The sequence below is a fragment of the Roseomonas sp. AR75 genome, assembly GCF_005222815.1.
Classification (GTDB): domain Bacteria; phylum Pseudomonadota; class Alphaproteobacteria; order Acetobacterales; family Acetobacteraceae; genus Falsiroseomonas.
Window position 1 is genome coordinate 630,864 of the sequence record NZ_STGB01000002.1, and the last position, 26,686, is coordinate 657,549.

The 26,686-nt window shown below is 70.0% G+C and carries 24 protein-coding genes; 17 read left to right on the plus strand and 7 right to left on the minus strand.

The annotated features are described in order from the left end of the window. Nucleotides 1–48 precede the first annotated feature (48 nt). The 4 genes from E4T13_RS10975 to hisD form a co-directional block, all read right to left on the minus strand. Nucleotides 49–1,362 (minus strand): sugar ABC transporter substrate-binding protein, encoded by a 1,314-nt coding sequence (locus E4T13_RS10975; RefSeq protein ID WP_137178299.1) that lies wholly within the window; start codon nt 1,360–1,362, stop codon nt 49–51. A gap of 165 nt (nt 1,363–1,527) precedes the next feature. Beyond that, on the minus strand, nt 1,528–2,616 hold the full coding sequence (locus E4T13_RS10980; protein WP_137178300.1) for a LacI family DNA-binding transcriptional regulator: 1,089 nt from the start codon (nt 2,614–2,616) through the stop codon (nt 1,528–1,530). After that, complete coding sequence (locus E4T13_RS10985) at nt 2,613–3,377, minus strand: SDR family NAD(P)-dependent oxidoreductase (RefSeq protein ID WP_137178301.1); 765 nt, start codon at nt 3,375–3,377, stop codon at nt 2,613–2,615. The genes E4T13_RS10980 and E4T13_RS10985 overlap by 4 nt, the downstream gene beginning before the upstream one ends. Nucleotides 3,378–3,445: 68 nt before the next feature. Then, nucleotides 3,446–4,753: a histidinol dehydrogenase gene (hisD, locus tag E4T13_RS10990; protein WP_137178302.1), complete on the minus strand. Its 1,308-nt coding sequence runs from the start codon at nt 4,751–4,753 to the stop codon at nt 3,446–3,448. A 144-nt stretch (nt 4,754–4,897) separates the two neighbouring features. On the opposite strand from hisD, the gene E4T13_RS10995 reads away from it, so the two are divergent. Beyond that, nucleotides 4,898–6,568 (plus strand): NADH-ubiquinone oxidoreductase-F iron-sulfur binding region domain-containing protein, encoded by a 1,671-nt coding sequence (locus E4T13_RS10995; RefSeq protein ID WP_170984935.1) that lies wholly within the window; start codon nt 4,898–4,900, stop codon nt 6,566–6,568. Beyond that, complete coding sequence (fdhF, locus tag E4T13_RS11000; RefSeq protein ID WP_137178304.1) at nt 6,565–9,348, plus strand: formate dehydrogenase subunit alpha; 2,784 nt, start codon at nt 6,565–6,567, stop codon at nt 9,346–9,348. The genes E4T13_RS10995 and fdhF overlap by 4 nt, the downstream gene beginning before the upstream one ends. On the opposite strand, the gene E4T13_RS11005 is transcribed toward fdhF, so the two are convergent. Then, nucleotides 9,312–10,076: a DeoR/GlpR family DNA-binding transcription regulator gene (locus E4T13_RS11005; RefSeq protein ID WP_137178305.1), complete on the minus strand. Its 765-nt coding sequence runs from the start codon at nt 10,074–10,076 to the stop codon at nt 9,312–9,314. The two genes, fdhF and E4T13_RS11005, sit on opposite strands and share 37 nt — an antisense overlap. A 122-nt stretch (nt 10,077–10,198) precedes the next feature. Between E4T13_RS11005 and E4T13_RS11010 the strand changes: the two genes are divergently transcribed. Genes E4T13_RS11010 through E4T13_RS11040 form a run of 7 tightly spaced genes read left to right on the plus strand, consistent with a single transcriptional unit; the run spans nt 10,199 to nt 16,833 of the window. Further along, nucleotides 10,199–10,924 (plus strand): SDR family NAD(P)-dependent oxidoreductase, encoded by a 726-nt coding sequence (locus E4T13_RS11010; RefSeq protein ID WP_137178306.1) that lies wholly within the window; start codon nt 10,199–10,201, stop codon nt 10,922–10,924. Nucleotides 10,925–10,943: 19 nt separating this feature from the next. After that, nucleotides 10,944–12,236: an ABC transporter substrate-binding protein gene (locus tag E4T13_RS11015; protein WP_137178307.1), complete on the plus strand. Its 1,293-nt coding sequence runs from the start codon at nt 10,944–10,946 to the stop codon at nt 12,234–12,236. After that, on the plus strand, nt 12,233–13,141 hold the full coding sequence (locus E4T13_RS11020; protein ID WP_240791076.1) for a carbohydrate ABC transporter permease: 909 nt from the start codon (nt 12,233–12,235) through the stop codon (nt 13,139–13,141). The genes E4T13_RS11015 and E4T13_RS11020 overlap by 4 nt, the downstream gene beginning before the upstream one ends. After that, entirely contained in the window at nt 13,141–13,956 is an 816-nt protein-coding gene (locus E4T13_RS11025; RefSeq protein WP_206030139.1) for a carbohydrate ABC transporter permease, read from the plus strand. The genes E4T13_RS11020 and E4T13_RS11025 overlap by 1 nt, the downstream gene beginning before the upstream one ends. After that, nucleotides 13,953–14,915 carry an alcohol dehydrogenase catalytic domain-containing protein gene (locus E4T13_RS11030; RefSeq protein WP_137178308.1) on the plus strand — a complete coding sequence of 321 codons (963 nt, stop codon included), beginning with the start codon at nt 13,953–13,955 and terminating at the stop codon, nt 14,913–14,915. The genes E4T13_RS11025 and E4T13_RS11030 overlap by 4 nt, the downstream gene beginning before the upstream one ends. Beyond that, on the plus strand, nt 14,912–15,811 hold the full coding sequence (locus E4T13_RS11035; protein ID WP_137178309.1) for a PfkB family carbohydrate kinase: 900 nt from the start codon (nt 14,912–14,914) through the stop codon (nt 15,809–15,811). Before E4T13_RS11030 ends, E4T13_RS11035 begins: the two co-directional genes overlap by 4 nt. Then, entirely contained in the window at nt 15,811–16,833 is a 1,023-nt protein-coding gene (locus E4T13_RS11040; protein ID WP_170984936.1) for a tagatose 1,6-diphosphate aldolase, read from the plus strand. The genes E4T13_RS11035 and E4T13_RS11040 overlap by 1 nt, the downstream gene beginning before the upstream one ends. Here E4T13_RS11040 and E4T13_RS11045 read toward each other — a convergent pair. Beyond that, complete coding sequence (locus tag E4T13_RS11045) at nt 16,818–17,603, minus strand: IclR family transcriptional regulator (RefSeq protein WP_137178311.1); 786 nt, start codon at nt 17,601–17,603, stop codon at nt 16,818–16,820. The genes E4T13_RS11040 and E4T13_RS11045 overlap by 16 nt on opposite strands. A 145-nt stretch (nt 17,604–17,748) precedes the next feature. Between E4T13_RS11045 and E4T13_RS11050 the strand changes: the two genes are divergently transcribed. The 4 genes from E4T13_RS11050 to E4T13_RS11065 are packed head-to-tail and all read left to right on the plus strand — an operon-like array spanning nt 17,749 to nt 21,682. Then, nucleotides 17,749–18,690: a dihydrodipicolinate synthase family protein gene (locus tag E4T13_RS11050; RefSeq protein ID WP_240791077.1), complete on the plus strand. Its 942-nt coding sequence runs from the start codon at nt 17,749–17,751 to the stop codon at nt 18,688–18,690. A 25-nt stretch (nt 18,691–18,715) separates the two neighbouring features. Next, complete coding sequence (locus E4T13_RS11055) at nt 18,716–19,687, plus strand: tripartite tricarboxylate transporter substrate binding protein (RefSeq protein ID WP_137178312.1); 972 nt, start codon at nt 18,716–18,718, stop codon at nt 19,685–19,687. After that, nucleotides 19,684–20,172 (plus strand): tripartite tricarboxylate transporter TctB family protein, encoded by a 489-nt coding sequence (locus E4T13_RS11060; protein WP_170984937.1) that lies wholly within the window; start codon nt 19,684–19,686, stop codon nt 20,170–20,172. The genes E4T13_RS11055 and E4T13_RS11060 overlap by 4 nt, the downstream gene beginning before the upstream one ends. A 1-nt stretch (nt 20,173) precedes the next feature. Beyond that, on the plus strand, nt 20,174–21,682 hold the full coding sequence (locus E4T13_RS11065) for a tripartite tricarboxylate transporter permease (RefSeq protein ID WP_137178314.1): 1,509 nt from the start codon (nt 20,174–20,176) through the stop codon (nt 21,680–21,682). Here E4T13_RS11065 and E4T13_RS11070 read toward each other — a convergent pair. Beyond that, nucleotides 21,657–22,391, minus strand: a complete 735-nt coding sequence (locus tag E4T13_RS11070; RefSeq protein ID WP_137178315.1) for an SDR family NAD(P)-dependent oxidoreductase — start codon at nt 22,389–22,391, stop codon at nt 21,657–21,659. The genes E4T13_RS11065 and E4T13_RS11070 overlap by 26 nt on opposite strands. A gap of 152 nt (nt 22,392–22,543) precedes the next feature. On the opposite strand from E4T13_RS11070, the gene E4T13_RS11075 reads away from it, so the two are divergent. From E4T13_RS11075 to E4T13_RS11090, 4 genes are read left to right on the plus strand one after another with little or no spacing between them, the layout of a single operon-like run. After that, nucleotides 22,544–23,893 (plus strand): ABC transporter substrate-binding protein, encoded by a 1,350-nt coding sequence (locus E4T13_RS11075; RefSeq protein ID WP_170984938.1) that lies wholly within the window; start codon nt 22,544–22,546, stop codon nt 23,891–23,893. Between the two features lie 4 nt (nt 23,894–23,897). Further along, on the plus strand, nt 23,898–24,839 hold the full coding sequence (locus tag E4T13_RS11080) for a carbohydrate ABC transporter permease (RefSeq protein ID WP_206030140.1): 942 nt from the start codon (nt 23,898–23,900) through the stop codon (nt 24,837–24,839). Then, nucleotides 24,829–25,656: a carbohydrate ABC transporter permease gene (locus E4T13_RS11085; RefSeq protein WP_137178317.1), complete on the plus strand. Its 828-nt coding sequence runs from the start codon at nt 24,829–24,831 to the stop codon at nt 25,654–25,656. Before E4T13_RS11080 ends, E4T13_RS11085 begins: the two co-directional genes overlap by 11 nt. Nucleotides 25,657–25,658: 2 nt before the next feature. Beyond that, on the plus strand, nt 25,659–26,681 hold the full coding sequence (locus E4T13_RS11090; RefSeq protein ID WP_137178318.1) for an aldo/keto reductase: 1,023 nt from the start codon (nt 25,659–25,661) through the stop codon (nt 26,679–26,681). Nucleotides 26,682–26,686: the final 5 nt, after the last annotated feature.

Sequence of the window (26,686 nt, forward strand, 5' to 3'; positions counted from 1 at the left end):
CGCGGGGGAGGGTTGGGTGGGGGCAGCGCGCTCTTCGGCAAGCCGCGCTCACCCGCGGCGCGCGATGCGCCGCACCTGCGCGGCGGCGGCGTTGAAGGCGTCGGGCACGGTCTTCGTGCCGCTCGCCGCCTCGCTCATCGCCGTCTCGAGCGCCTCGCTGATCTGCGGCCATTCGGGGCCGAAGGTGATGGATTGCGTGTCGCGCAGCCCTTCCGCCGCCAGGCGATGCATGCCACCGAACCGCGCATTCACCGCATCGTCCATCAGGTTCGGCCACATCACCGCGACCACGTCGTTCTCCTTCGGGTCGAGCAGGATGTCGCGCTCGAGCGCAGGGTTCGCGATCCAGGTCAGCAGTTCCATCGCCGCATCCTTGCGGCGGGAGCGCTGGCTGATGCCCCAGACCCAGGTGTTGGTGAAGGTGGTGCGGGGCTTGCCAGCGTAGCTCGGCATCGGCGCGAAGCCGATCTGCGCCGCCGTCAGGCGGCTGGCCTGCGGGTTCACCAGGGTGGAGCGCACCCACCACCAGACCGGCAGCATGGCGGAATTGCCCTGGCCCATGCTGTTCACTGCGTCCTGCTCGGTGAAGGAGACGGCACCGGCCGGCGTGATGCGATGTCGGCGCAGCAGGTCCACGTAATCCTGCACGGCGGCAAGGCCGGCCTGGCTGTTGAAGGCGGGCTGGCCGCGCTCGTCGAACAGCGCGCCGCCGCGGCCCCAGAGGAAGTTGTACCACACCATCAGGTTCTGCCCGTTGCTACGGCCATACGGCACCGCGACACCGGAGATGCCGCTCTCCTTCTCCTGGATCGCCTTGCCGGCCTCGACGAGGGCCTCCCAGGTGGCGGGCGGCGTCAGGTTGTGCTTTTCGAACAGGTCCTTGCGATAGAACAGCAACTGCACATGGCCGCGGCTGGGCAGGCCGAGCAGGCGGCCATTCACCGTGCCCTGGCGCAGATGCGCGGCCGGCCAGCGATCCAGCGGGATGCCCTTGTCGCGCACGCGCGCATCGATCGGGTCGAACAGGTTGTTCAGCGACGCCACCCACTGGTCCATCGCGATCGCCAGATCGTAGTCGCCGCCGCCGCCGACCATCTCGGCCGTCAGCGCCTCGCGCATGCTGGCAAAGGGGACGAAGGTGTATTTCGCCGTGATGCCGGTCTGCTCGGTGAAGGCAGCGAGTCGCGCCTCATGCGCGCGGAACTGGCTGGCGACGACGCAGAGCACCTTGAGCTCGGTGCCGGCAAAGGGCTTGCCGGGGCGGATGTTCGGCGCGGGGCCGAGTTGCGCCTGTGCACCGGTTGCGGCGAAGGCCGCGGCGCCGGCGGCGCCGGCCAGGATGTCTCGACGACGCAGCGCCATGGCGCCTTCTCCTCCCAAAGCCTGGCCTATCCGGCCGGTTCTTGCATGCGCATGCAAGCCTATCGGCAGGCCTGCCCCCCTGGCAAGCCCCATCGCCGCCCCGCAGGTCTCGCCGCCGAATGATTCAGCGCCGCGCCCTGCATGCGTGCCCGCTCCGGTGGCTTCTCAGGCGGCCTGATCCCGCACCGGACGCCAGACCAGCGCATCGGCACGGCTGACGCAGCCTTCCGGCGGCATCCGCGCGGAGCCGCGCACCATGAGCTCGCCCGGGATCACCTGGTGCCGCGTGGGCGCGGCGGGGTTCTCGATCATCTCGCACACCATCGCCACGGCCGCATCCACCATCGGGCGCAGCGGCTGCGCGAAGCTGGTGAGCGAGAAGGACGGCCAGCGCGCCGGACCGGTGTCATCGAAGCCGACCAGGGAGAGGTCGCGCGGGATGCGCAGGCCGAATTCGTGTCGCGCGACTTCCGCCACCGCGGTCGCCATGTGGTCGTTGGCGGCGAAGATCGCGTCCGGCCGATCGGGGCGCGACAGCAGCCGTCGCGCGGCGGCGGAGGCGGATTCGAAATCGTAGAGGCCAACATCGCGCAGCGGCGGCGCATGCCCGTGCTCTGCCAGCCAGCCGGTGAAGCCCGCCTCCCGGTCGCGGCTGGTGGAGGAATTCTCGATCCCCGCGATGAAGGCGAGGCGCTGGTGGCCGCCGGCGACGAGGAACTCCGCGATCAATCGCCCGCCCCGAAGATTCTCGCCGGTGACGGAGGAGACATCGGCGTGGCGGCTGGTGCGGTTGAACAGCAGCACGGGAATCCCGGCCGCGCGACACTGCCCCGCGAGCGCCGAGGACAGCGTGGTGGAGGCGAGGATCAGCGCATCCACCTGCCAGGCCAGCACTTCCTGCAGCAGCGGATCGGCATCGCGCGCAGCATCCGGCGTGAACAGCAGCAGGTGATAGCCGCGCGCCTGCAGGCCCTTCGACAGCGCCTCCAGCACATCCGGGTAGAAGTGGTTCTGCAGATAGGCCGCGGCGACGCCGATGATGCGGCTGCGTCGCGTGGTCAGGCTGCGCGCGATGGCGTTGGGCCGGTAGCCGAGTGCGCGCGCCGCATCCTCCACCCGCGCGCGCGTCTCCCGCGCGATGGAGGCGCCGGGCGTGAAGGCACGGCTCACCGCGGATTGCGAGACGCCGGCCAGCCGCGCCACATCGCTCGCCGTGGCGTGCCGATGCGCGCGGGCGGGCCGGACCTCGCTCATTCCGCCGTCCAGCCGCCATCCACCAGCAGCGAGGAGCCGGTCATCAGCGACGCTGCATCGGAGCAGAGGAAGACGATGGCGCCCATCAGGTCTTCCACCTGGCCGAGGCGGCCGAGCTTGATCTTCTGGATCACGCCGGCCTTGAACGCCGCGTCCGCCAGGAAGGGCTGCGTCATCGGCGTCTCGATGAAGGTGGGGCACAGCGTGTTCACGCGGATGCCGTGCGGCGCGAGGTCCAGCGCCATGGCGCGCGCGATGCCCTCGATCGCCCATTTGGAGGCGCAGTAGACGCTGCGCTTCGCGCCGCCGACATGTCCCATCTGCGAGGAGACATGCACGATGGCGCCCGGCTTGCCGGCGGCGATCATGCCGCGCGCGACCGCCTGCGCGGCGAAGAAGGCGGCGCGGACGTTGAGGTTCATCACTGCGTCGAAATCCTCGACGCACACGTCCTGGAAGGATGCGGGGCGGTTGGTGCCGGCGTTGTTCACCAGCGCGTCGAACGGACCGGCGGCGTCGATCTTCGCCGCCGTCGCCGCGATGTCCGCCACATCCATCGGCAGCGCCTCGGCCGAGCCGCCGGCGGCGCGGATAGCGGCCGCTGCTTCCTCGATCTCGTCCGCCGAGCGCGCGGCGAGCACGACATGCGCGCCGGCCTCGGCCAACGCCGCCGCGGCGCCGAGGCCGATGCCGCGGCCCGCACCCGTGACCAGCGCGCGCTTGTCGTCCAGCCGCAGCGAGGGCGTCTTCGGCAGCTGCATCTGCGTGGGCATCCGATTCACGCCTCCGGTGCTCGGCTCCGCCTCCGCCCTCCGGCGAAAGGATGCCATCATTCGGCCGCCTGGCCGTACGGCACGTTGCGCCCGCCATAGCGGCGGAGCCGGATATTCGCCTGCTCGGCGTGGCCGACGAAGCCCTCCAGCATGCAGAGGCGCGAGCAATAGGCGCCGATCATCGCGCTCGCCTCGTCGGTCAGCACGCGCTGGTAGGTGACGGTCTTGAGGAATTTGCCCACCCACAGCCCGCCCGTGTAGCGCGCCGCGCCCAGCGTCGGCAGGGTGTGGTTGGTGCCGATCACCTTGTCGCCGTAGCTGACATTGGTGCGCGGCCCCAGGAACAGCGCGCCGTAGTTGGTCATGTTCTTCAGGAAAAAATCGTCGTCCGCGGTCATCACCTGCACGTGCTCGGACGCGATTCGGTCGGCCTCCCGCAGCATCTCGGCCTTGTCGTCGCAGACGATCACCTCGCCGTAATCCTCCCACGCCTTCCGCGCGATGGCCGCGGTTGGCAGGATGGTCAGCAGGCGCTCGACCTGCGCCATCGTGTCGCGCGCCAGCTTTTCGGAATCCGTCAGCAGGATGGCGGGGCTGGTGGGTCCATGCTCGGCCTGGCCGAGCAGGTCGGTGGCGCAGAGCTCGCCATCCACCGTCTCGTCGGCGATCACCAAGGTCTCGGTCGGGCCGGCGAAGAGGTCGATGCCGACGCGGCCGAAGAGCTGGCGCTTGGCCTCCGCGACAAATGCATTGCCGGGGCCGACCAGCATGTCCACCGGCGCGATGCTCTCGGTGCCCAGTGCCATCGCGCCCACCGCCTGCACGCCGCCGAGCACGCGGATCTCGTCGGCGCCGGCCAGGTGCTGCGCCGCGACGATCGCCGGCGCGGGCCTGCCCTGATAGGGCGGCGCGCAGGTTATGATGCGCGGCACGCCCGCCACCTTCGCCGTCACCACGGACATGTGCGCCGAGGCCAGAAGCGGATACTTGCCGCCGGGCACGTAGCAGCCCACCGAGTTCACGGGGATGTTCTTGTGGCCCAGCACGATGCCGGGCAACGTCTCGACCTCGATGTCTCTCATGGACTCGCGCTGATGCTGCGCGAAGTTGCGCACCTGCTCCTGCGCGAAGCGGATGTCGTCCAGCGCCTTCTTCGGCAACTCGTTCAGGCAGGCGCGGATCTCGGCATCCGTCAGGCGGAAATCGGCGCGGTCCCAGCCATCGAACTTCGCGGAGAGCTCGCGCACCGCCTGATCGCCGCGCTGCGCGATGTCGGCGAGCAGCCTTTCGACCGTCGCCCGCACCTCGGCCTGCGCGGCTTCCTTGTCGGCCGCGCCGATGGAACGCTTGAGCAACCGCGCCATGTCGTCTTCCCGCCTGCAAACCGTGTGAGCGACCGAAAAACTTGCATGCGCATGCAAACTCCGCAAGGGTTGCGGCTGCCGTCAGGGTGACCCGCGCGCCGAAGCGGCGTTAGATGCGGCATGGGGAAGGAAACGTCACTGCGCATGACAGCGATGCCGAAGGGCTCGCGGAAACCGCGCACGGGTCCACGCGGCCGCGTCGCGACGCCCGAGGCAATGGCCGAGGTGGAGGCTGCGATCGCCGGCCTGGACCTGCGGCGCGACCTGCTGATCGAGCATCTGCATGCCCTGCAGGACCGCCATGGCGCCTTGCGCGCCGCGCATCTCGTCGCGCTGGCGGCGCTGCACCGCGTCGCGCCGGTCGAGGTGTTCGAGACGGCAAGCTTCTACGCGCATTTCGACCTGATCGAGGACGGCGCCGCACCGCCGCCACCGGTCACGCTGCGCGTCTGCGATGGCCTGCCCTGCGCGATGGCAGGCGCGGAGGCCTTGCATGCAAGTCTGCGGGCGGCCGTGCCGGATGGCGTGCGCGTGCTGCACGCGCCCTGCATGGGCGCCTGCCACCGCGCGCCCGCCTGCGCCGTCGGACATCACCTGGTGGAACACGCCACGGCAGAGACCGTGCTGTCTGCCGCGCGCCACGCGCCGACGGGCTGCGACGCTGCTTCGCGCCTTCCGGCTGCCTTGGAGGCCGGCGCTCATGCGCTGCTTCGCGCGCTGCGCGACGGTCGCCTGGATTCGGCCGCGCTGCTCGATCGGCTGGAGGCTGCCGCGCTGCGCGGCCTCGGCGGTGCCGGCTTTCCCGCCGCGCGCAAGTGGCGCCTGGTCATGGCGCAGCCCGGGCCGCGCCATCTCGTGGTGAATGCCGACGAGGGCGAGCCCGGCACCTTCAAGGACCGCCACTGCCTGGAAGCCGACCCGCACCGCGTGCTGGAAGGCATGCTGCTGGCCGCCGTAGCCATCGGCGCAGAAGCCTGCTGGTTCTACCTGCGCGACGAATACGCGCATCTGCACCAGGTGATGACGACGGAGATCGCAGCACTCGGCGCGGCCGGGCTGCTGCCGATGCCCGTGCATCTGCGCCGCGGCGCCGGTGCCTATATCTGCGGCGAGGAAACCGCGCTGCTGGAAAGCCTGGAAGGCCGCCGCGGCTACCCACGGCACAAACCCCCCTTCCCCGGCCAGCGCGGCCTGTTCGGCCAACCGACGCTGATCCACAATGTCGAGACGCTCTGGTGGCTGCCGGAGATCCTTGCGTCCTCCGAAGCCGCTGTGCGCTTCGCTGCCGCCGGCCGCCGCGGGCGGTCCGGCCAGCGGCTGTTCTCCGTCTCGGGTCGCGTTCGCGATCCCGGCGTGAAGGCCGCGCCGGCGGGCATCACCGCGCGCGAGCTCATCGAGGAATTCTGTGGCGGCATCGCGCCAGGCCACCGCTTTGCTGCCTATCTGCCTGGCGGTGCTTCCGGCGGCATCCTGCCGGCGAGCATGGCCGACCTGCCGCTGGATTTCGGCACGCTGGAGCAGTTCGGCTGCTTCGTCGGCTCCGGCGCCGTAATCGTGCTCTCCGATCGTGACGATTTGCCGGAGGCCGCACGCAACCTGGTGCGGTTCTTCCGCGACGAGAGCTGCGGGCAATGCACGCCCTGCCGCGTCGGCACCGCGAAAGCCGCAAGGCTGCTGGAAGCACCGCGCTGGGACGCACCGCTGCTCGAGGAACTCGCCGCCGCGATGGCGGACGGCTCGATCTGCGGCCTCGGCCAGGCCGCGATGAACCCGGTGCGCAGCCTGCTGCACTTCTTCCCGGAGGCGACGCCATGACGGGAATCACCTTCACGCTCGACGGGCGCGCGGTCACCGCCACGCCGGACGAGACGATCTGGTCCGTGGCGAACCGGCTCGGCACCGAGATCCCGCATCTCTGCCACCGCCCGCGCCCCGGCTATCGTCCCGACGGCAATTGCCGCGCCTGCCTGGTCGAGATCGAGGGCGAGCGCGTGCTCGCCGCATCCTGCATCCGCATGCCGGCGCCGGGCATGGTGGTGCGCAGCGCGAGCGACCGCGCGGCTGCCGCGCGGCGCATTGTCTTCGAGCTGCTGCTGGCCGACCAGCCCTCGGCCGAGGCGCGCGACGCGACCAGCGGCTTCGCGCGTTGGACGCGGCGCCTCGGCGTCACGGCATCACGCTTCGCGCCGGAAGCTTCGCGGCCCGCGCCGGACATGACGCATCCCGCCATGGCCGTGCAGCTCGACGCGTGCATCGCCTGCGGGTTGTGCGAGCGCGCCTGCCGCGAGGTGCAGCACAACGACGTGATCGGCTTCGCTGGGCGCGGCATGGGCGTGACGGTCGCCTTCGACCTGCTCGACCCCATGGGCACCTCCTCCTGCGTCGGCTGCGGCGAATGCGTGCAGGCCTGCCCAACAGGCGCGCTGCTGCCCGTGTCGGTCCTGGATGCGGAGGGCAAGCGCGGCGCGCCGCCGCAGGAAGAGGTGGCGAGCGTCTGCCCCTATTGCGGCGTCGGCTGCCAGGTGGGCTTCCGCACCCGCGACGGCGTGATCGAGGAGGTGGTGGGGCGCGACGGCCCGGCCAATCTTGACCGGCTCTGCGTGAAGGGCCGCTTCGGCTTCGACTATCTGCGCCACCCCGATCGCCTGACGCGCCCGCTGATCCGCATCGAGGGCGCGGCCAAGGATCCGGCCGACTGCCTCGATCCGAAGCGCGCACGCCAGAAATTCCGAGAGGCGAGCTGGAAGGAGGCGCTGGCGCAGGCCGCCGGCGGGCTCGCGCGCATCCGCGACGGCGTCGGCCCGCAGGCCCTGGCCGGCTTCGGCAGCGCCAAGGGCTCCAACGAAGAAGCCTATCTGTTCCAGAAGCTGGTGCGCACCGGCTTCGGCACGAACAACGTCGATCACTGCACGCGGCTCTGCCATGCCGCGAGCGTCGCCGCGCTGTTCGAGACCGTGGGCAGCGGCGCCGTCACCGCCCCCTTCACGGCCGCGCCGGAGGCCGACCTGCTGCTGGTGATCGGCGCGCAGCCCACGCAGAACCATCCCGTTGCCGCTACCTTCCTGAAGGACGCGGCGACGCGCGGCGCCAAGCTGATCGTGATGGACCCCCGCGGCACGGGGCTGGATCGCTTCGCGACGGAAGTCGTGCGCTTCCGGCCGGGCCAGGATGTGGCGCTGTTGAACGCCATACTGCACGTCATCCTGGCGGAAGAACTGCACGACGCCGACTTCATCGCGGCGCGGGTGGACGGGCTGGACGCGCTGCGCACGCATCTCGCTGCCTACGCGCCCGAGGCCGTCGAGGCGCAATGCGGCGTGCCCGCCGATCAGATCCGCTGCGTCGCGCGGCTCTTCGCCACCGCGCGCGCCGCGCTGACGCTCTGGGGCATGGGGATCAGCCAATCCGTGCACGGCACCGAGAATGCGCGCGCACTGATCGCGCTGTCGCTGCTCTGCGGCCATGTCGGACGCCCCGGCACCGGCCTGCATCCGCTGCGCGGCCAGAACAACGTGCAGGGCGCTTCCGACGCCGGGCTGATCCCGATGATGCTGCCGGATTATCACCTCACAGGTGATCCGACCTATCGCGCCATCCTCGAGGAGCTGTGGGGCACGGCGCTGGATGCGAAGCCCGGCCTGACCGTGGTGGAGATCCTGCACGCCGCCGAGCGCCGCGAGATCCGCGGCATGTACATCATGGGCGAGAACCCCGCGATGTCAGACCCCGACCTTGCCCATGCGCGCGCCGGCCTCGCGAACCTCGATCACCTCGTCGTGCAGGACCTGTTCCTGACGGAGACGGCCGCGCTGGCCGACGTGATCCTGCCGGCCAGCGCCTGGCCCGAGAAGGACGGCACCGTCACCAACACGAACCGCCAGGTGCAGATGGGCCGCCGCGCCGTGCCGCCGCCGGGCGCGGCGCGGCAGGACCTCGACATCATCGTGGCGATGGCACGGCGGCTCGGCCTGGACTGGCGCCACGGCCATGCGCGCGAGGTCTTCGCGGAGATGGCGCAGGCCATGCCCTCGCTCGCGAACATCACCTGGGAAAGGCTGGAGCGCGAGGGCAGCGTCACCTATCCCTGCCCTGCTCCCGGCGCGCCTGGCGAGGAGATCGTCTTTCACGACCACTTCCCGCTGCCAGGCGGTCGCGCGCATCTGGTGCCGGCGGGGCCGGGCGACCCCGGCGAATTGCCGGACTGCGACTTCCCCTTCGTGCTGACCACCGGCCGCGAGCTGGAGCACTGGCACACCGGCGCGATGACGCGCCGTGCGCGCGTACTGGATGCGCTGCAGCCCGCGCCCACCGTCTCGCTCTCGCCCGCGGCGCTGCGCGGGCTCGGCGTCGCGCCCGGGGCACGACTGCGCGTGGTCACCCGGCGCGGTGCGGTGGAACTGGTGGCGCGCGAGGATCCCGCGCTGCCCGAAGGCATCGCCTTCATCCCCTTCGCCTATGCCGAGGCCGCGGCGAACCTGCTGACGCGCTCGGCGCTCGACCCCTTCGGCAAGATCCCCGACTTCAAGCGCAGCGCCGCGCGCATCGAGCCCGCGGAGGCTCAGGCGCCAGCGACCACCACCTCCGTGCCCGCCTGACGCAGCGCCGCAGCGTGGCTGCGCGGCACCTTGCGATCCGTCACCAGCGTCGCGACGGCTGACAGCGGCGCGACGACGCAGGCCGCGGTCTTCAGGAATTTCGTGTGGTCAGCGACCAGCATCGTCGCACCGGCATGCGCCATCATCGCGCGCGCAACCGCCACCTCGTCCTCGTGGTAGTCCAGCAGCCAGCCATCGGGCGTGATCGCGCCGATGCCCTTGATCAGCAGGTCGCAGCGCCAGCGTGAGGCGGCCTCCGCCGCGAAGGCGCCGACCAGGCCACCATTGGATGCGCGGAACGTGCCGCCGATCACATGCACGGAAATGCCCGGCGACGCGCCCAGGATGCGCGCCGCGGCGGTGCTGTTCGTGATCACGCGCAACTCCCGCCGCGCGGTCAGCGCCGCAGCCACCGCCTCCACCGTCGTGCCGAGCGTGAGGAAGACCGAGGAGCCCTCCGTCACGCGCGCGGCCGCGGCCTCGGCGATGCGCGCCTTAGCGCCGGCATTCTCCACATGCCGCAGCGCGTAGTCGGTGTTGGCGATGGAAGACGGCAGGCTGGCGCCGCCATGGTGCCGCCGCAGCATGCCCTCGCCCGCCAGGTCCTGGAGGTCCCGGCGGATCGTCTGCGGCGTGACGGAAAGGGCCACCGCCAGCTCGTCGATCGCCGCATAGCCGCGCTGGCGCAGCATTTCCAGGATGCGGCCATGCCGCGTCTCCGCCGACATCTCCCCCTCTTTCGCAAGCGCGAAAACGAAAATGGGCTTGCGAAAACGAACATATCCTGGCTTGCTGGTGTCGCATAATGAAAATCGCGGCCTGCGCGCCGCTACCCCGAGGAAGCACCAGGATGGCCGCAGGCAGCGCCGCGCCGGATTTCACCGTGGCCGGGAAGGTCGTGCTGATCAGCGGCGGCACGGGCGGCATCGGCATGGCCTTCGCCAACGCCTTCGCCGCCTGCGGCGCCACGCCGATCCTCACCGACCTCAAGCCTCCTGCCGAGGGCACACCCTACCGCTACGAGCCGCTCGACGTGCGCGACGATGCCGCGGTGCGCGCGCTGGCGGCGAAGATCGAGCGGCTGGACGTGCTGATCCATTGCGCCGGACGGCTTGTGCGGCACGAGGAGCATCAGCCGGAGGTGTTCGCGGACGTCGTGGACATCCACCTGACCGGCAATCTGCGGCTCGCCACCGCCTTCCGCCCGCATCTGGCAAAGACGAAGGGCTGCCTGATCAATATCGGCTCGATGTATTCCTATTTCGGCGCGGCGATGATCCCAGCCTATGCCGCGGCGAAGACCGCGATCATCGGCCTGACGAAGTCGCTGGCCGTCGCCTATGCCGAGGACGGCATCCGCGTGAACGCCATCGCGCCTGGCTGGATCCGCACGGAGATCAGCCGTCGTGGGCGGGAAGAGCCCGCCTTCAACGAGAAGGTCATGGCGCGCCTGCCGACCAAACGCTGGTCTGAGCCGGAGGAGCTGGCGGGAACGGCAGTGTTCCTCGCCTCGCCGGCGGCGCAACTCGTCAACGGCGTGACCATCCCCGTGGATGGCGGCTACGTCGCAAGCTGAGGGAAAGGGAGGAGCAGGGATGCTGAGAAGGACACTTGCGGCGCTCGCCGCGACCGCGATGCTGGCGATGCCGGCGGCTGCACAGGATTTCAACTGGCGCGCCCAGGAAGGCCGCACCGTCACGCTGCTGCTGAACAACCACCCGTGGTCGCAGGCCATGCGGGAGCTGTCGACGGAGTTCACCGCGCGCACCGGCATCCGCGTGCGCATGGAAATCTTCAACGAGGAGCAGTTCCGCGCGCGGCTGACCACGCTGATGCAGGGCCGCAGCGCCGATGTGGACGTGTTCATGTCGCTGCCCTCGCGTGAGGGCGCGGTGTTCAAGCGCGCCGGCTGGTACACCGACCTCGCGCCGCTGATCGCCGACCGCGCGCGCACCGCGCCCGACTTCAACTACGAGGATTTCGGCGCCGGCATGCGCCAGCAGGCGACGCTGGACGGGCTGGTGGCGACGCTGCCCATCAACCAGGAAGGCCCGCTCTTCTACTGGCGCCGCGACATCTTCCAGCGCTGCGGAATCCCCGAGCCGCGCTTCGTGGAGGACATCCCGGAAGCCGCCGCGAAGCTGCGCGCCTGCGATGCGAACCAGGGCGTCTGGGCGGCGCGCGGCCTGCGTGGCGCGATCCCCTATGCGCTCACCGGCTTCATCAACAATCTCGGCGGCAGCTACGCGACGCCGGACGGCAAGCCCGGCCTCTGCCAGCCGGCGAGCGTCCGCGGCATCGAGATGTACGCGAACCTGCTGAAGGACTACGGCCCGCCCGGCGCGCTGAACCACACCTTCACGCAGGTGATCGAACTGCTTGGCCAGGGCCGCGTCGCGATGGTGCATGAGAGCAGCAACGAATTCGCCAACATCGTGCGCTTCCCCGGCCGTGCGCAGGATATCGGCGTGCGCGTGCTGCCGCCGGGCCGCGAGACCGGCATCTCCCGCCCCGTCGTCATCGGCTGGGGGCTGGCGATCTCCGCGCATTCGCGCCAGCGCGACGCGGCCTGGCTGTTCCTGCAATGGGCAACCAGCACGGAGGTGCAGACGCGCCTGGTGCAGAACGGCGTGGCGCCGCCCCGCGCCAGTGTCTTCCAGGGCCCGGCCTTCACCAACTGGACGAACGAGTTGCCGATCCGCCGCGCCTGGGCCGATGCGCTGGTGGAGATCGGCCGCACCGGCACGGGCGTGTATCAGACGCCGACTGACCGCATCCCGGAAGCGCGCGACATCATCGGCAACGCCGTGCAGCAGGTGGTGCTCGGCCGCGCCTCGGCGCGCGACGCCGCCTGCGCCGCAGACGCGGACCTGGCGCGGCTGCAGTGAGCACGACGGTCGCCGCCGACGCCCCCATGCGCTCCGCGCGGGCGCGTCGGCGGCCGACCGCCTCCTTCAAGTGGATGGTCATCCCGGCGCTGCTCTTCGCCGCGGGGATGATCGTGCTGCCCTTCTTCTGGGCCATCTGGCTTTCGGCCCAGGAGACGATGATCGGCGGCGAGCCGCGCTTCATCGGCCTCGGCAACTATCAGCGACTGCTGGCCGATGAGGAGTTCTGGAACGGCTTCCGCCTGACCATGCTGCTGTGGCTGCTGTCGCTGGCGCTGCAGCTTGTCGCGGGCACCTGGCTCGGCCTCCTGCTGGCGCGCTCCAACGCGGCGCGTGGGCTGGTGCGCACGGTGCTGGTCTCGCCCTTCATGCTGCCGCCGGTGGTGATCGGCATGATGGCGATCGTCATCCTCGATCCCGGCCTCGGCGTGGCGAACTGGCTGCTGGCGCGGATCGGGCTCGGCCCACTGCTGTTCCTGGCCGACCCCGGCACCGTGATGCTGACCGTCGCGCTGATCGACACCTGGCAGTGGACGCCCTTCGTCGCGCTGATCGTGCTGGGCGGCTACCTCTCCCTGCCGCGTGACGTGTTCGAGGCGGCGGAGATCGACGGCGCCGATGCCTGGCAACGCTTCCGCCGCGTCACGCTGCCGCTGCTCGCGCCCACGCTGGTGACGGCGGCGGTGCTGCGCAGCGTGGATCTGCTGCGCTTCTTCGACGTGATCTACATCACCACCCAGGGCGGGCCCGGCCAGTCGAGCACCACGCTCAACATCCTCGCCTATCGCCGAGGCTTTGAGTTCTTCGAATTCGGCTACGCCGCGGCGCTGATGGTGACGCTCTCCGCCATCGTCTTCGGCTCCGTCCTCGCCTTCGCGCGCATCCGGCGATCCGTCGCGTGGTAGTGGGCAAGCGTCGCCGCGCCGGCATCCTGGACGGCATCCAGCTCGCCCTCGTGCTCCTGGTGCTAGTGGCGCCGGTGGCCTGGATGGTGCTGTCCGCCTTCAAGCCGCGGACGGAAGTTGCGGCGCTGCCGCCGCGCATCATCTTCACGCCGACGCTGGAGAATTTCGTCGAGCTCTTCGCCCGCACGGACTTCCTCGAGAACACGCTGAACAGCCTGATCGTCGCGGGCGGGTCCACCATTCTCGGCCTCGTCCTCGCCTTCCCCGCGGCCTTCGCGATGTCCTGGCACCGCATGACCTGGCCCGCGACCGCGACGCTGTTCGCGCGCATGGCGCCGGGCACGCTGTTCCTCCTGCCCTGGCTGATGATGTTCACCTTCCTCGGCCTGGTGGGCAGCCATCTCGTGCTGATCCTGACGCATGCCGTCATCACTCTGCCCGTGGCGATCTGGGTGCTGCTGCCCTATTTCGATGCGCTGCCGCGCGAGGTGATCGAGAGCGCGGAGATCGATGGCTGCCGCCAGCACCAGACCCTGCTGCGCGTGGCGCTGCCGATGGTGGCGCCCGGCGTGGTGGTCGCGGCGATCCTGTGCTTCGTCTTCTCCTGGAACTACTTCCTCTTTGCGCTGGTGCTCTCCGGCTTCGATTCCAAGACCGCCATCGTCGCCAGCTTCAACTTCATCGGCGAGGGCGTGACGAACTGGGGTGCGCTGATGGCGGCGGCCACGGTGATCGCGCTGCCGCCGCTGATCCTCACGCTGCTGATCCAGCGCCACCTGGTCGGCGGCCTTGCCTCGGGAGCCGTGAAGGGATGAAGGGCGCGCGATTCGTCGGCGAAGGCCGCATTGCCATCGAACGGGTCGCGCCGCCGCAACCCGGCAAGGGCGAGGTGCTGCTGCGCGTGACGAACTGCGCGCTCTGCGGCAGCGACTTGCGGCCGCTGCGCAGCGGCTGGCCGGTCACACCGGGCCACGAGATCCTTGGTCGCGTGGACCAGCCGGGCCATGCATGGCATGGGCGCCGTGCCCTGGTCTACATCCCCGTCTTCTGCGGCCATTGCGAGGATTGCCGCGCCGGTAACACCCATGTCTGCCGCAACGCCACGGACCTGATGGGCTGGCAGCGCGACGGCGGCTATGCCGAGGCGCTTGCCGTGCCGGAGCAATGCCTGCTGCCGGTGCCCGACGACATACCCGACCGGCTGGCGCCTCTGCTGCTCGACACCATCGGCACCACCGCGCACGGCCTGCGCCTGGCGCAGAAGGTCGTGCCGCGGGGCGAGGCGCTGGTGCTCGGTGCAGGACCGATCGGGCTCGGTGCGCTGCTGGTGCTGCGCGGCCTGGGCTACGCGCCCATCTTCGTGGTGGAGCCCGGCGACTACCGCGCACGCTTCGCCGAATCGCTCGGCGCCACGCGCCTGAAGCCGGCGAACGCCGCAGCACGCCGCTTCCCGCTTGTGGTCGAAGCCAGCGGCAAGGACCCCGCACGACAGATGGCCTTCGAGGTCGTCGCGCCCAACGGCGCCATCGTGCAGTTCGGCGAGAGCGATGCCTGGACCATCACCGAGAACAAGGCCATCCGCCGCAAGGACTTTTCTATCCTTCGCTCCTTCTATTTTCCCATCGGCGACCACGCGGCCAACATCGACCTGCTGCGCGCGCACCGAGCCGAGTACGAACGGCTGGTGGACGACCAGGCCGGCTTCGACGGCTTGCAGGATCTGTTCGATGCGTTCAAACGCGGCGAGAAACTGAAGCCGTTGTTCGTCCCATGACCCAGAAAGTGGTGTGCTCCGGCATCGCGGTGCTGGATCGCGTCTATTCCTTCGATCGCCTGCCGCTGACGCCCGGCAAGCATCTGGCCCGCGGTTACCGTGAGAATGGCGGCGGCATGGCGGCCACGGCGGCCGTGTCCATCGTCGCGCTCGGCGGCCGGGCGTCCTGGTTCGGCCGGCTGGGCGCCGACGCTACGGGAGAGACGCTGCTCGGCATGTTGCGTCGGCTCGGCGTTCAGGTGGATGGCGCCACGATCGTGCCCGGCGGCCAGTCGCCCTCCGCCGGCGTCACGCTGGATGCGGAAGGGGAGCGTGTGCTGTGCGTCTACCCCGGATCGAACCTGCCGGAGGAGGCGCCGATCCCGGCCGAGGCGCTGGACGACGCGGGTGCGGTGCTCGCTGACCCGCGCTGGGTGAACGGCGCGGAGCAGGTCTTCGCCATGGCGCGCGCGCGCGGCCTGCCAAGCGTGCTGGACGCGGAACTCGGCCCCTCGCATATCCTGCAGCGCCTGGCGCCGCAGGCGGGGCATGCCATCTTTTCCGAACGCGGGCTGGTGGACTTCACCGGCATCGCGGATCCTGAGGCGGGGCTGGCGCAGGCCGCCGCCACGCTCCCCGGCATCGTCGCCGTCACGCTGGGCGCGCGCGGCAGCCTGTGGTGGCACGGGCAGACGATCGTCGCGATGCCCGCGCCGCGCATCATCGCGCGCGACACCACCGGCTGCGGCGACGTGTTCCACGGCGCCTATGCACTTGCGCTGGCCGAAGGCGCGGACACGCTGCCGGCGGCACGCTTCGCCACCGCGGCGGCCGCGCTGAAGGCCGTGAATGGAAACGGATGGGAGGGCATGCCGGATCGCGCGGCGGTCCTGGCCCTGCTCAAGGAGGCATGGTGATGAGGATCTCGCCCGGCAAGCTGTGGGGCATGCGGCGCCTGGCCGATGTCGGCGGGCTCTGGAAGATGCTGGCCATCGACCAGCGCACGCCACTCTTCGCGCCGATCGCGCAGGCGCGCGGCACGAAGGACGCCGGCTTCGACGACGTTGCGCGCGTGAAGCAGTTGCTCGCGCGGCATCTCTCGCCGCTTGCCTCCGCGGTGCTGACGGATCCGATGCACGGCTATTCGCGCCCGATCGCGGAGATCCCGCCGCAGAAGGGGCTGATCCTCTCCTACGAGCACCACGTGACGGAGAACACGCCTGGCGGCCGCAAATCCGTGCCGATCCCGCATTGGGGCGTCGGCGCGATCCGCCGCATCGGCGGTGACGCCGTGAAGGTCCTGGTGTGGCACAGGCATGACGCGGCGCCGGAGGTGCGTGCGCATCAGGAAGCCTTCGTGCGCGCCGCCGGCGAAGCCTGCCGCGCGCATGACGTCACGCATCTGCTGGAAGTGCTTGTGTATCCCCTGCCGGGCGAAGACCCCGCCGCCTTCGAGGCGCGCCGCACGGATCTGGTGATCGAGGCGATCCGCCCCTTCACCGCGCCCGAATACGGCGTGGACATCTTCAAGCTGGAACCGCCCGGCGCCATCAAGGGCGTGCCCGATCCGGACGGACCGCAGGCCGCCGCGCAGCAATCCGCCTATGACCGCATGGCGGCGATGCTGCCGCGGCCCTGGGTGATGCTCTCGGCCGGCGCGGGCATGACGGATTTCGTGCGCAGCATGCGCTACGCCTGCCGCGCCGGCGCCTCGGGCTATCTCGCGGGGCGCGCGATCTGGGCCGACGCCTTCACGGCCTTCCCCGATTTCGACGCGATGGACCGCGCGCTGGCCAGCGAGGCGCGCCGCAACCTGGAGACGTTGAACGAACTGACCGACAGCGCCGCGACACCCTGGCACAAGCACCCCGCCTTCGGCGGCAGCATCGAGCCGGACATCGAGGAAGGCCGCTTTCCCGAAGGCTACGCCGAGGGCTGAGCGCGCCATCCCAGCGCGGCGGAGATCCCGGCGGCGGCGTGACGCACCAGCCTCACCGCCGCCGGGACGCGGGAGACCGGCAATTCACGGGACGGCGCGCTGACGCTGATCGCGGCGAAGACGCGCCCGGTCACGTCGCGGATCGGCGCGCCGACGCAGCGCAGCCCCGGCTGGTGTTCGCCCTCGTCCAGCGACCAGCCACGCTCGCGCGTCTCCGCCAGATGCACGGACAGCACCACGGGATCGGTGAGGGTCGCGTCGGTGTAGCGCACCAGCGCACCGAGCGCAGCGAGGCGTCGCAGCGTCTCCTCCGGCTGGAAGGCCAGGATCGCCTTGCCGACGCTGGTGCAGTGCGCCGGCGCGGATTCGATGAAGGCGACCGGACTGCCCTCGGGGTGCGGGTCCGCGCGATGAATCACCACCGCCTGCCGCCCGTCGAACACCGCGAGATGCACCGAATGGCCGGAGATGCGCGTGAGTTGCTCCACGAAGGGCCGCGCCTCCCGGTGCAGGTCGAGATTGGCCAGCACGATGTTGCCGAGCTCGAACAGCTTGAGGCCGAGGCGATACCCCTCGCGCCCGCGATCCTGCTCGAGCATCCCGACCTCGCGCAGCGAGGCCACCAGCCGATGCGCGGTCGCCTTCGGCAGCCCGGTGCGCTGGCTGATTTCGCCGAGCGTCAGGCTCCGGTCACGCGTGGAGAAGCAATCGAGCACGCGCATCACCTTGGCCAGCGATTTCAGTCCGTCTTCGGTGCGCGTGCCCGCCATGCCGCCCTCCCTGCCGCGCCACAGGCTTACCGGAGAGCCAGGCTGTCCCGCAATCCGGAATAGCGGTCCACATAACGGGTTGACAGCAGAGCCCCCGCGCCGCCCAATCGGGCGCCGGCAACGTACCGGGAAGGAGGAAGCGCTGATGTCTCCAGGCATCGTCGAACGCGGCGCGGCGCGCGCCGAACCCGCAGCCTCGACCGAGGCGCATATGCGCCTCACCGGGATCCTGCCGCCGGTCGCGATGCCCTTCGACGAGCACGGCGAGATCGCCTACTCCGCCATCGCCGAGCAGATCGACTTCATGGTCGAGAGCGGCGTGCGCGGCGTGGTCGCCGGCGGCAGCACCGGCGAGGGACACACGCTCGACAGCGACGAATTCGTCAAGGCGATGCAGACCGCGCATGACGCAGCGCGCGGCCGCGTGCCCTTCCTCGCGGGCCTCATCGTCAATTCGACGCGCGAGGCGATCCGGCGCATCCGCATGCTGCGCGGGCTGGACATCGCGGCGCTGCAGATCACGCCGGTGCACTACCTGTTCAAGCCGACGCCCGACGCCACGGTGGCGCATTTCAGGGCCATCGCGCAGGAGACCGATGCCCCCATCCTGATCTACAACGTGATCCCCTGGAACTACCTCTCCGTCGATCTGATGCTGCGCATCATGGAGGAGGTGCCTTCGGTCGTCGGCATGAAGCAGTCATCCGGCGACCTGAAGTCGCTGTCGGACCTGACGGCCGCGGTGAAGCCGCGCAACCTGGTGCTGTCGGGCATCGACGCGCTTCTCTACCCCGCCTTCGCGCTCGGCGCGCATGGCGCGATCAGCGCGCTCACCACCGCCGTTCCCGGCACCTGCGTGAAACTGCACCAGGCCGTGGCCGCCGGCGACCATGCCACGGCGCTCGACCTGCATCGCCGCCTGGGAGCGTTGTGGAACGCAATGACCCATGACAACCTGCCGGCCTGCGTGAAGTATGTGCAGCACCGCCAGGGCCTCGGCATGTTCCATCCGCGGGCGCCGATGGACCGGGTGGATGAGGCGCAGAAGGCAAGGATCGACGTCGCGCTGGCCGCGCTGAAGGCCTGAGCGGCGCAAGGGAGGACGAAACGAGATGACCACCACAGCAACCCGCCGTGGCCTGCTGGCTGGCGCCGCGCTTGCAGCGGTCGCGCGGCCCGCCCTCGCCCAAAACTGGCCGACCCGCCCGGTCACCATGATCGTGCCCTGGGCAGCCGGCGGCGGCACGGACGCCACCGGGCGCATCGTCGCAACCCTGCTGGAGCGCGAGATCGGCCGGCCCGTGAACGTGGTGAACCGCACTGGCGGCGGCGGCCTTGTCGGCCATACCGAGATCGCCAATGCGCGCGCGGATGGCTACACGATCGGCGTCATCACGACGGAGCTCTCGCTGTATCGCACCACCGGCGCCGGGCAGATCGACTGGAAGAACTACACCCCCATAGCGCTCTACAACACCGATCCGCAGGGCGTGCATGTGCGCGCCGACGGGCCGCGCGACCTGGCCACGCTCATCGCGCAGATCAGGGAACGGCCCGGCGCGAACAAGGCCAGCGGCGCCAATCTCGGCGGCGCCGCGCATCTCGGCCTCGTTGGCATGCTGAATGCGCTCGGCCTGCCGCCGACCGCGGCGCCCTGGGTGCCGACGGATGGCGCCGCGCCCTCGCTGCAGCAGCTTGCCGCCGGCGCGATCCAGCTCGTCACCACGACGATGCCGGAAGCGAAGACCATGGTCGATGCCGGCCAGGTGCGCACCATCGCCATCATGCGGCCGACGCGCGACCCTGCCTATCCGAACGTGCCCACGGTGAAGGAGGCGGTCGGCGTGGACTGGTCGCTCGGCGCCTGGCGCGGCATCGCCGGCCCGCGCAACCTGCCGGAGGCGATCACCACGCGGCTGCGCACGGCGATGGGCAAGGTCGTGGCCGATCCGGAATTCATCCGGCTGATGGGCGCCCGCTCCTTCGGCATCGAATACGTGGACGGTCCGGCCTTCGGCGCCTGGCTGGAAACCGCGGACAAGCGCTTCGGCGACGCCGCGCGCGCCGCGGGCCTCGCGCGTTGAACACCGCCGCTGGCCGGCGCGACCTTCTGGTCGGCGCGCTGGCCATCGGCGGCGGCCTGATCGTGGTCTGGCTTGCCGCGCAGATCCGCGGCATGCCCGGCCAGCCCTTCAGTCCCGGCTTCGCGCCCTCCATCACCGGCGGCCTTGCCGCGCTGGTGGGCGCGGCGCTGGTGCTGCGCGCCGCCTTCGGCCATGCGCCCGCGCTCGGCGAGGAGGATGAGGCAGGCGGCCCGCCCTTCCGGCTCGCAGCGCTGTGGGTGGGCGGCGGCATCATCGCCATAGCCGTGCTGCTCGAAAGCCTGGGATTCGTGCCGCTGCTGGTCGTCTGGCTCACCGGCTTCCTGCTGCTGACCGGCGTGCGCCTGTTGCCCGCCCTGGCCTTCGCGATGCCGATGGTGCTGGGCATGGACCTGGCCTTTACGAAGCTGCTCGGCGTGCCGCTGCCGCCCGGCGACTGGCTGATCGATCTCGGGCTGCTGGGCTGACATGGAGCAGGTCTTAGCCGCAGCCGGCATGTTGGCCGATCCGCAGCTGATCCTGGTGATCGCGGTCGCCTGTGTCTTTGGCCTCTTCGTCGGCGCCGTGCCGGGGCTGACGGCGACAATGGCCACCGCGCTGATGGTGCCCTTCACTTTCTTCATGGAGCCGCTGGCTGCCGTCTCCGCCATCGTCGCCTGCACCGCCATGGCGATCACCGCCGGCGACATCCCCGGCTGCCTGATCCGCGTGCCCGGCACCCCCGCTTCCGCCGCCTATACCGACGAGACCTATGCGATGACTCGCAAGGGCCTGGCGGCGCAGGCGCTGGGTTCCTCGTTGGTGTCCTCGGTCATCGGCGGGCTGTTCGGCGCGGTGGTGCTGATGGTCGCGGCGCCGCTACTGGCGCGCATCGCGCTGAACTTCTCGGCCTTCGAGTATTTCTGGCTGGCAATGATCGGCCTGTCCTGCGCGGCCTTCGTCGCCTCCGCCGATCCGCTGCGCGGCATCCTCGCGCTGCTGATCGGGCTGTTCGTCTCGACGATCGGGATGGACGCTGTCAGCGGCGCGCAGCGCTTCACCTTCGGCAGCACGGCGCTGACCGGCGGGCTCTCCTTCATTCCCGCCATGATCGGCCTGTTCGCGGTGGCGGAGATCCTGCGCGCCCTGCTCTCCGGTGAAGCGCGCAAGCCCTTCGCGCAGCCGCAGCAGGTGCAGGGCGTGTTCCACGGCATCGGCGGGCTGATGCGGCGCTACTGGAAGAACAACCTGCGCGGCTCGATCCTCGGCACGGCGATCGGCGCGCTGCCTGGCGCCGGTGGCGACATCGCGGCCTGGATGTCCTACGCCACCGCGCGGAAATTCTCGAAGACGCCGGAGAAGTTCGGAACCGGCCATCCGGAGGGCGTGATCGAGGCAGGTGCGTCGAACAATGCAGGCCTCTCCGGCGCCTGGATCCCGGCGCTGGTCTTCGGCATTCCCGGCGACGCCGTCACCGCGATCGCGGTCGGCGTGCTGATCATGCAGGGGCTGAATCCCGGCCCGCAGCTGTTCACGCAACAGGCCGAGACGCTCTACGCCATCTACATGGTGTTCATCCTGGCGAACCTGCTTCTACTGCCGCTGGGCTGGCTCGCGATCCGACTCGCGCGCCCGATCCTCTCGGTGCCGCGGACGCAGCTGATGGCGGCGATCCTGCTGTTCTGCGTGGTCGGCGCCTTCGCCATCAACAACAGCATGCTGGACATCGCGGTGATGCTCGGCTTCGGCGTGCTCGGCCTGCTGCTGGGCAAGGTCGGCGTTCCGGTGGCACCGGTGATCCTCGGCATGGTGCTCGGCCCGCTCGTCGAACAGAATTTTCTGGCCGCCATGGTGATTGCCGATGGGCGGTTCATGGGCTTCTTCGAACGGCCGATCGCGGCGGCGCTCGGCGTCGCCGCGATCCTGGTCTGGACCTTGCCGCTGATCTTCGCGCTGCGCCGGCGCGGCGCGCTCAGAACGTCCGCCGCATCAGGCTGAAGCTCTGCCCGGTCGGTCCGGGCGCAGGGCAGGTGGCGAGGAACATCGCCAGCGGCACCACATCCTCCGGCCGCTTCAGCCACTCGATCGGGTTCGACACCACCGATCCCGTGCGCTGCGGCACGGCGGTCATGCTGGTCTGCACCGGCCCCGGGACGAGTTCGTTCACGCTGATGCCGTCGTTGCGCAGCTCATCGGCCAGGATGCGCGTCAGCATCCACAGCGCCGCCTTGGAGCAGGAATAGCCGGCATGGCCATGCGCGCTGGAATGCCCCATGCCGGAGCCGAGCATCACCATCCGCCCACCGCCGCGCGCGCGCATGTGCGGGATGGCCAGGCGCGCGCAGTGATAGGCACCGGTCAGGTTCACCGCGATGGTGCGCTCGAACGCCGCGGGATCGCTCGTCTCGACGGGGCGCTGATCCATGCTCACCCCGGCATTGACCAGCAGCATGTCGAGCCCGCCGGCTTGGGCGACGGCGCGGTCGTACAGCGCACCAACCCCCGCCGCGTCGGTCACGTCCACCGTCACTGCAAAGGCATTGCCGCCGGCGTCTGCGATACGCGCCGCGGTCGCCTCGATCTCGGCCTGGCTCCGCGCGGCGCACACCACCGTGGCGCCCGCCTGCGCATAGGCTTCCGCGATCGCCGCGCCGATGCCGCGCCCCGCACCCGTCACCACCGCCACCTTGCCGGTCAGCGCACCCATGCGCGTTCCTCCGCTTTCCGGTGGCGAGCCTATACGGTGCTCCGCCGCGGCGCGACTGCCTTGACGCGATGTCGCACGCGCCAGTACCGTCCATGTGGAAGACGCCGCGCGACGCCATCCGGCGGATGACGCGTGCGCAATGGGAGGACACCATGGCTCAGCCACGCAGCGGTCGCCGTCACCTGTTGCTGGGCGCCGGCGCACTCGGCCTCGGCGCCCTCGCCGCGCCGCCGGTGCTCGGCCAAGCCAAGCCCTTCGCGGGCCAGACGCTGAACGGCGCCGCCTTCCAGAGCACCTTCTTCGAATACCTCCGCGCCTTCTTCCCGGAGTTCGAGGAACGCACCGGCGCGAAGCTCAACTTCAACACCCAGGCCTTCCCGGTCTACAATCAGCGCACCGATCTCGAGCTCTCCACGCGTGGCAGCGCGCTCGACGTCATCAACGTGACCTTCATCTATTCCGGCCGCTGGATCGGCGCGGGCTGGCTGACAAACCTCAGCGAGTTCGTCAACGACCGCAACAAGACGGACCCCGCCTGGGACGCCGCCGACTTCGTCTCCGGCGCGCAATCCGCCATGCAGGACGCGCAGGGCAACACCTTCGGCTTCGCCTGGGAAGCCGGCGCGATGCTGATGGCGGCGAGCCGCGCGGACCTGATCGACCAGGCCGGCAAGGCGCTGCCCAAGACCTTCGACGAGCTGATCGCCGTGTGCGACGCGGTGCAGGGCAAGGAGAACATGTCGGCCTTCGTCGCCGACCAGCTGCATCACTGGAACTGGATCCCCTATCTGATGGGGTATGGCGGCAAGGTGTTCCGCGACCCGCCCGCGAACCTCACGCCGCTGCTGGGCACGCCGGAAGCCGTGCGCGCCGCCGGCTGGTACGCGAACCTGCTGTCGAAATACGGCCCCTCTGGCGTGCTCTCCTTCAGCGACGACCAGGCGATGCGCACGCAGATTGCGGGGCGAGCCAACATCCGCACCCAGGCCATCACCTGGCTGGTGCCGCTGGCCAAGCACGCCGACAGCACCGTGAAGAACACCGTGCGCTACGCGCTTATGCCGGAAGGCCCGGCGGGCAACTTCCCGGGCTCGAACAGCCACGGCCTTGGCATTCCCATCGGCTCCCGCAAGAAGGAGCTGGCCTGGGAGTTCATCAAGTGGGCGCTGTCGAAGGAGATGCTGAACCGCATCGTCGAGACGCGCGGCTATCCCAGCGTCTGCCGCCGCAGCGTCATCACCGGCCAGGCCTTCAAGGAGGCGCTGACGCTGAACGGCCAGGACGTCGCATCGCTCTACCTCCAGGTGCTCGAGCTCGGCGGCAAGTCCGGCTACATGAAGTATCGCACCGTGCCGGTCTTCCCGCAGGTGGGCGACACGATCAACCGCGGCATCGCGCGCATCGCCACGCGCCAGCAGGACGCGGAGGCCTCCATGCGTCAGGCGCAGCAGGACGCGATCCAGGTCCTGCAGCGCGCCGGCGTCACGCTGGACGCGAACTGAGGCGGTGTCCGGCGCCGCACAGGCCCTGGCGGCGCCGCGGGAACGCGCGCAGGCGCACGGCGGCGCGACGCGCGCGCGCAACCGCTTCTACGCGCTCTGCGTCGCGCCGTCCTTGGCGGTGCTGGCGGTCATCACCCTGGCGCCGGCACTATACCTGCTCGTCACCAGCTTCACGCCGCTCGACCTGACGCGGCCCGACACTGCCTGGAACTTCGCGAAGCCTTTCGAGAACTACCGCCAGATGCCCGCGGATTCCCGCCTGGTGAACTCGCTCTGGGTGCAGGCGAAGCTCTCCTTCTGGACAGTCGCGCTGCAACTGGTGATCGGCTTCGGCTTCGCGCTGCTGCTGAACATGCGGTCGCGCTTCCTGGAGGCGCTGCGCACCGTCTTCCTGATTCCGATGGTGCTGCCGCCCATCGTCGTCGCGATCATCTGGAAGGTGCTCTACACGCCGGACATCAGCCCGCTGCACTGGGGCACCACGCTGCTCGGCTTCACCGTGCCGGCGCTGATCACCGATCCCGACTGGGCGCTGACGGCGATCATCATCGCCGACACCTGGCAGTGGTTTCCCTTCACGATGCTGATGACGCTCGCCGCCCTGCAGATGATGCCGCAGGAGATGGTGGACGCGGCGAAGGTGGATGGCGCCAGCGCCTGGCAGATGACCTGGCACGTGACGCTGCCCTTCCTGAAGGGCGTGCTGCTGGTGGCCGGCCTGTTCCGCCTGATCGACAGCATCAAGGCCTTCCCGCTGATCTTCATCCTGACCGAGGGCGGGCCCGGCAGCGTGACGGAGGTGACGAACTACTATTCCTTCCTGCAGGCCTTCAACTTCAGCTTCCTGGGCTATTCCAGCGCCATCACCGTGGTGCTGCTGAGCGTGACGGTGCTGCTGAGCTGGGCCGTGATCCGCGCGGTGGGATGGGGCGAGCATGGCGAGTAGCGCGTTGGCGCGGGAGCGCCGCTTCATCCATGTGCTCGCCGTGGTGCTGGCGCTGCTGACGATGGCGCCTTTCCTGTGGCTGCTGCAGATGTCCTTCAAGACCAACGCCCAGGTCTTCCAGTTCCCGCCGCCGCTGATCTTCACGCCGACGCTTGAGAACTACGAGGCGCTGTGGACCAGCGGCTTCCGGCAGAGCTTCCTCAACAGCCTGGTGGTGGCGGCCGGCGCGACCATCGCACCGATGCTGCTCGGCGTGCCCGCGGCCTATGCGCTGTCGCGCTGGCAGGCGCGCATCGCCGGCACATTCAGCCTGTGGATCCTGGCATCGCGCATGGCGCCGCCCATCGCCTTCACCATCCCTTATTTCCTCGCCTACCGGCACCTGGAACTGCTGGATACGCGCACCGGCCTCGTCATCATCTACATGACTTTCAACCTGTCCCTGGTGATCTGGATGATGCGCCCCTTCTTCGACCAGTTGCCGCGCGCGCTGGAGGAAGCCGCCTGGATCGACGGCGCCACCACAGGGCAAGCCTTCCTGCGCATCATCCTGCCGCTTTCGGCGCCCGGGCTCGCGGCCACCGCGATCCTCTGTTTCCTCTTCGCCTGGAATGATTTCTTCTTCGCGCTGATCCTGACGCGCACGGAAGCGATGACGGCGCCGGTCGCGGTGGTGAACTTCATGAACTACGAAGGCTGGGAATGGGGCCGCATCGCCGCCGGCGGCACGATGGTGATGCTGCCGGTGCTGCTGTTCTCGCTGCTCGTGCGCAAATACCTGGTGCACGGGCTGACCGGCGGCGCCGTGAAGGGCTGACGATGGATCCGATTACCCGCCGCCGCATCGGACGTACCGCGCTGGAGGTCACGGCGCTCGGCTTCGGCGCCGCGCCGATCGGCGGTTTTCGGGCAATGATCCCGGATCGCGACGCCATCGCCATCATCGACACCGCCTGGGATGCGGGCGTCCGCTTCTTCGACACATCGCCCTTTTACGGCTACGGCCGCAGCGAGCTGCGGATGGGCACCGCGCTCCGTGACCATCCACGCGGTGATTTCGTGCTCTCCACCAAGGTCGGCCGCACGATGCATGTGCGCCGCCCGGGCGAGGCCGATCCGCCGCGCCTGCGCCAGGGCGGCCTTTCGGATTTCCTGCCGGTCTTCGACTACACCTATGACGGCGTCATGCGTTCCATCGAGCAGTCGCATCTGCGCCTTGGCCTTGCACGCATCGACATCCTGCTGATCCACGACCTCGACCTGCGCAATGCAGGCGACGCCTTCGAGGAACGCTTCCGCACGGTGATGGAGGGCGGCTACCGCGCGCTCGACGAGCTGCGCCGCGCCGGCATCATCGGCGCCATCGGCTGCGGCCTGAACGAGACGGAGGCCACGCTGCGCTTCGTGCGTGCCGGCGACTTCGACTGCATGCTGCTGGCGGGCCGCTACACGCTGCTGGAACAGGGCGCACTGTCCGAGCTGCTGCCGGAATGCGAACGGCGCCACTGCTCCATCATCCTGGGCGGCCCCTACAATTCCGGGCTGCTCGCCGGCCCGTTGCAGGAAGGCGCACCCTATGACTACGCGCCCGCGCCGCCCGAGATCCTTGCGCGCGCACGCCATCTGGAAGCGGTCTGTGCGCGCCACAGCGTGCCGCTGCCGGCCGCCGCGCTGCAATTCCCGCTCGCCCATCCCGCCGTTGCCAGCGTCATCCCCGGCGCGCTCTCCGTGCAGGAAGTGGCACAGAACGCAGCGTATCTGCGCTTCCCGATCCCGCCCGCGCTCTGGGCGGAACTGCGTCACGAAGGATTGCTGGATCCCGCCGCGCCCATTCCGGGCTGAAGGAG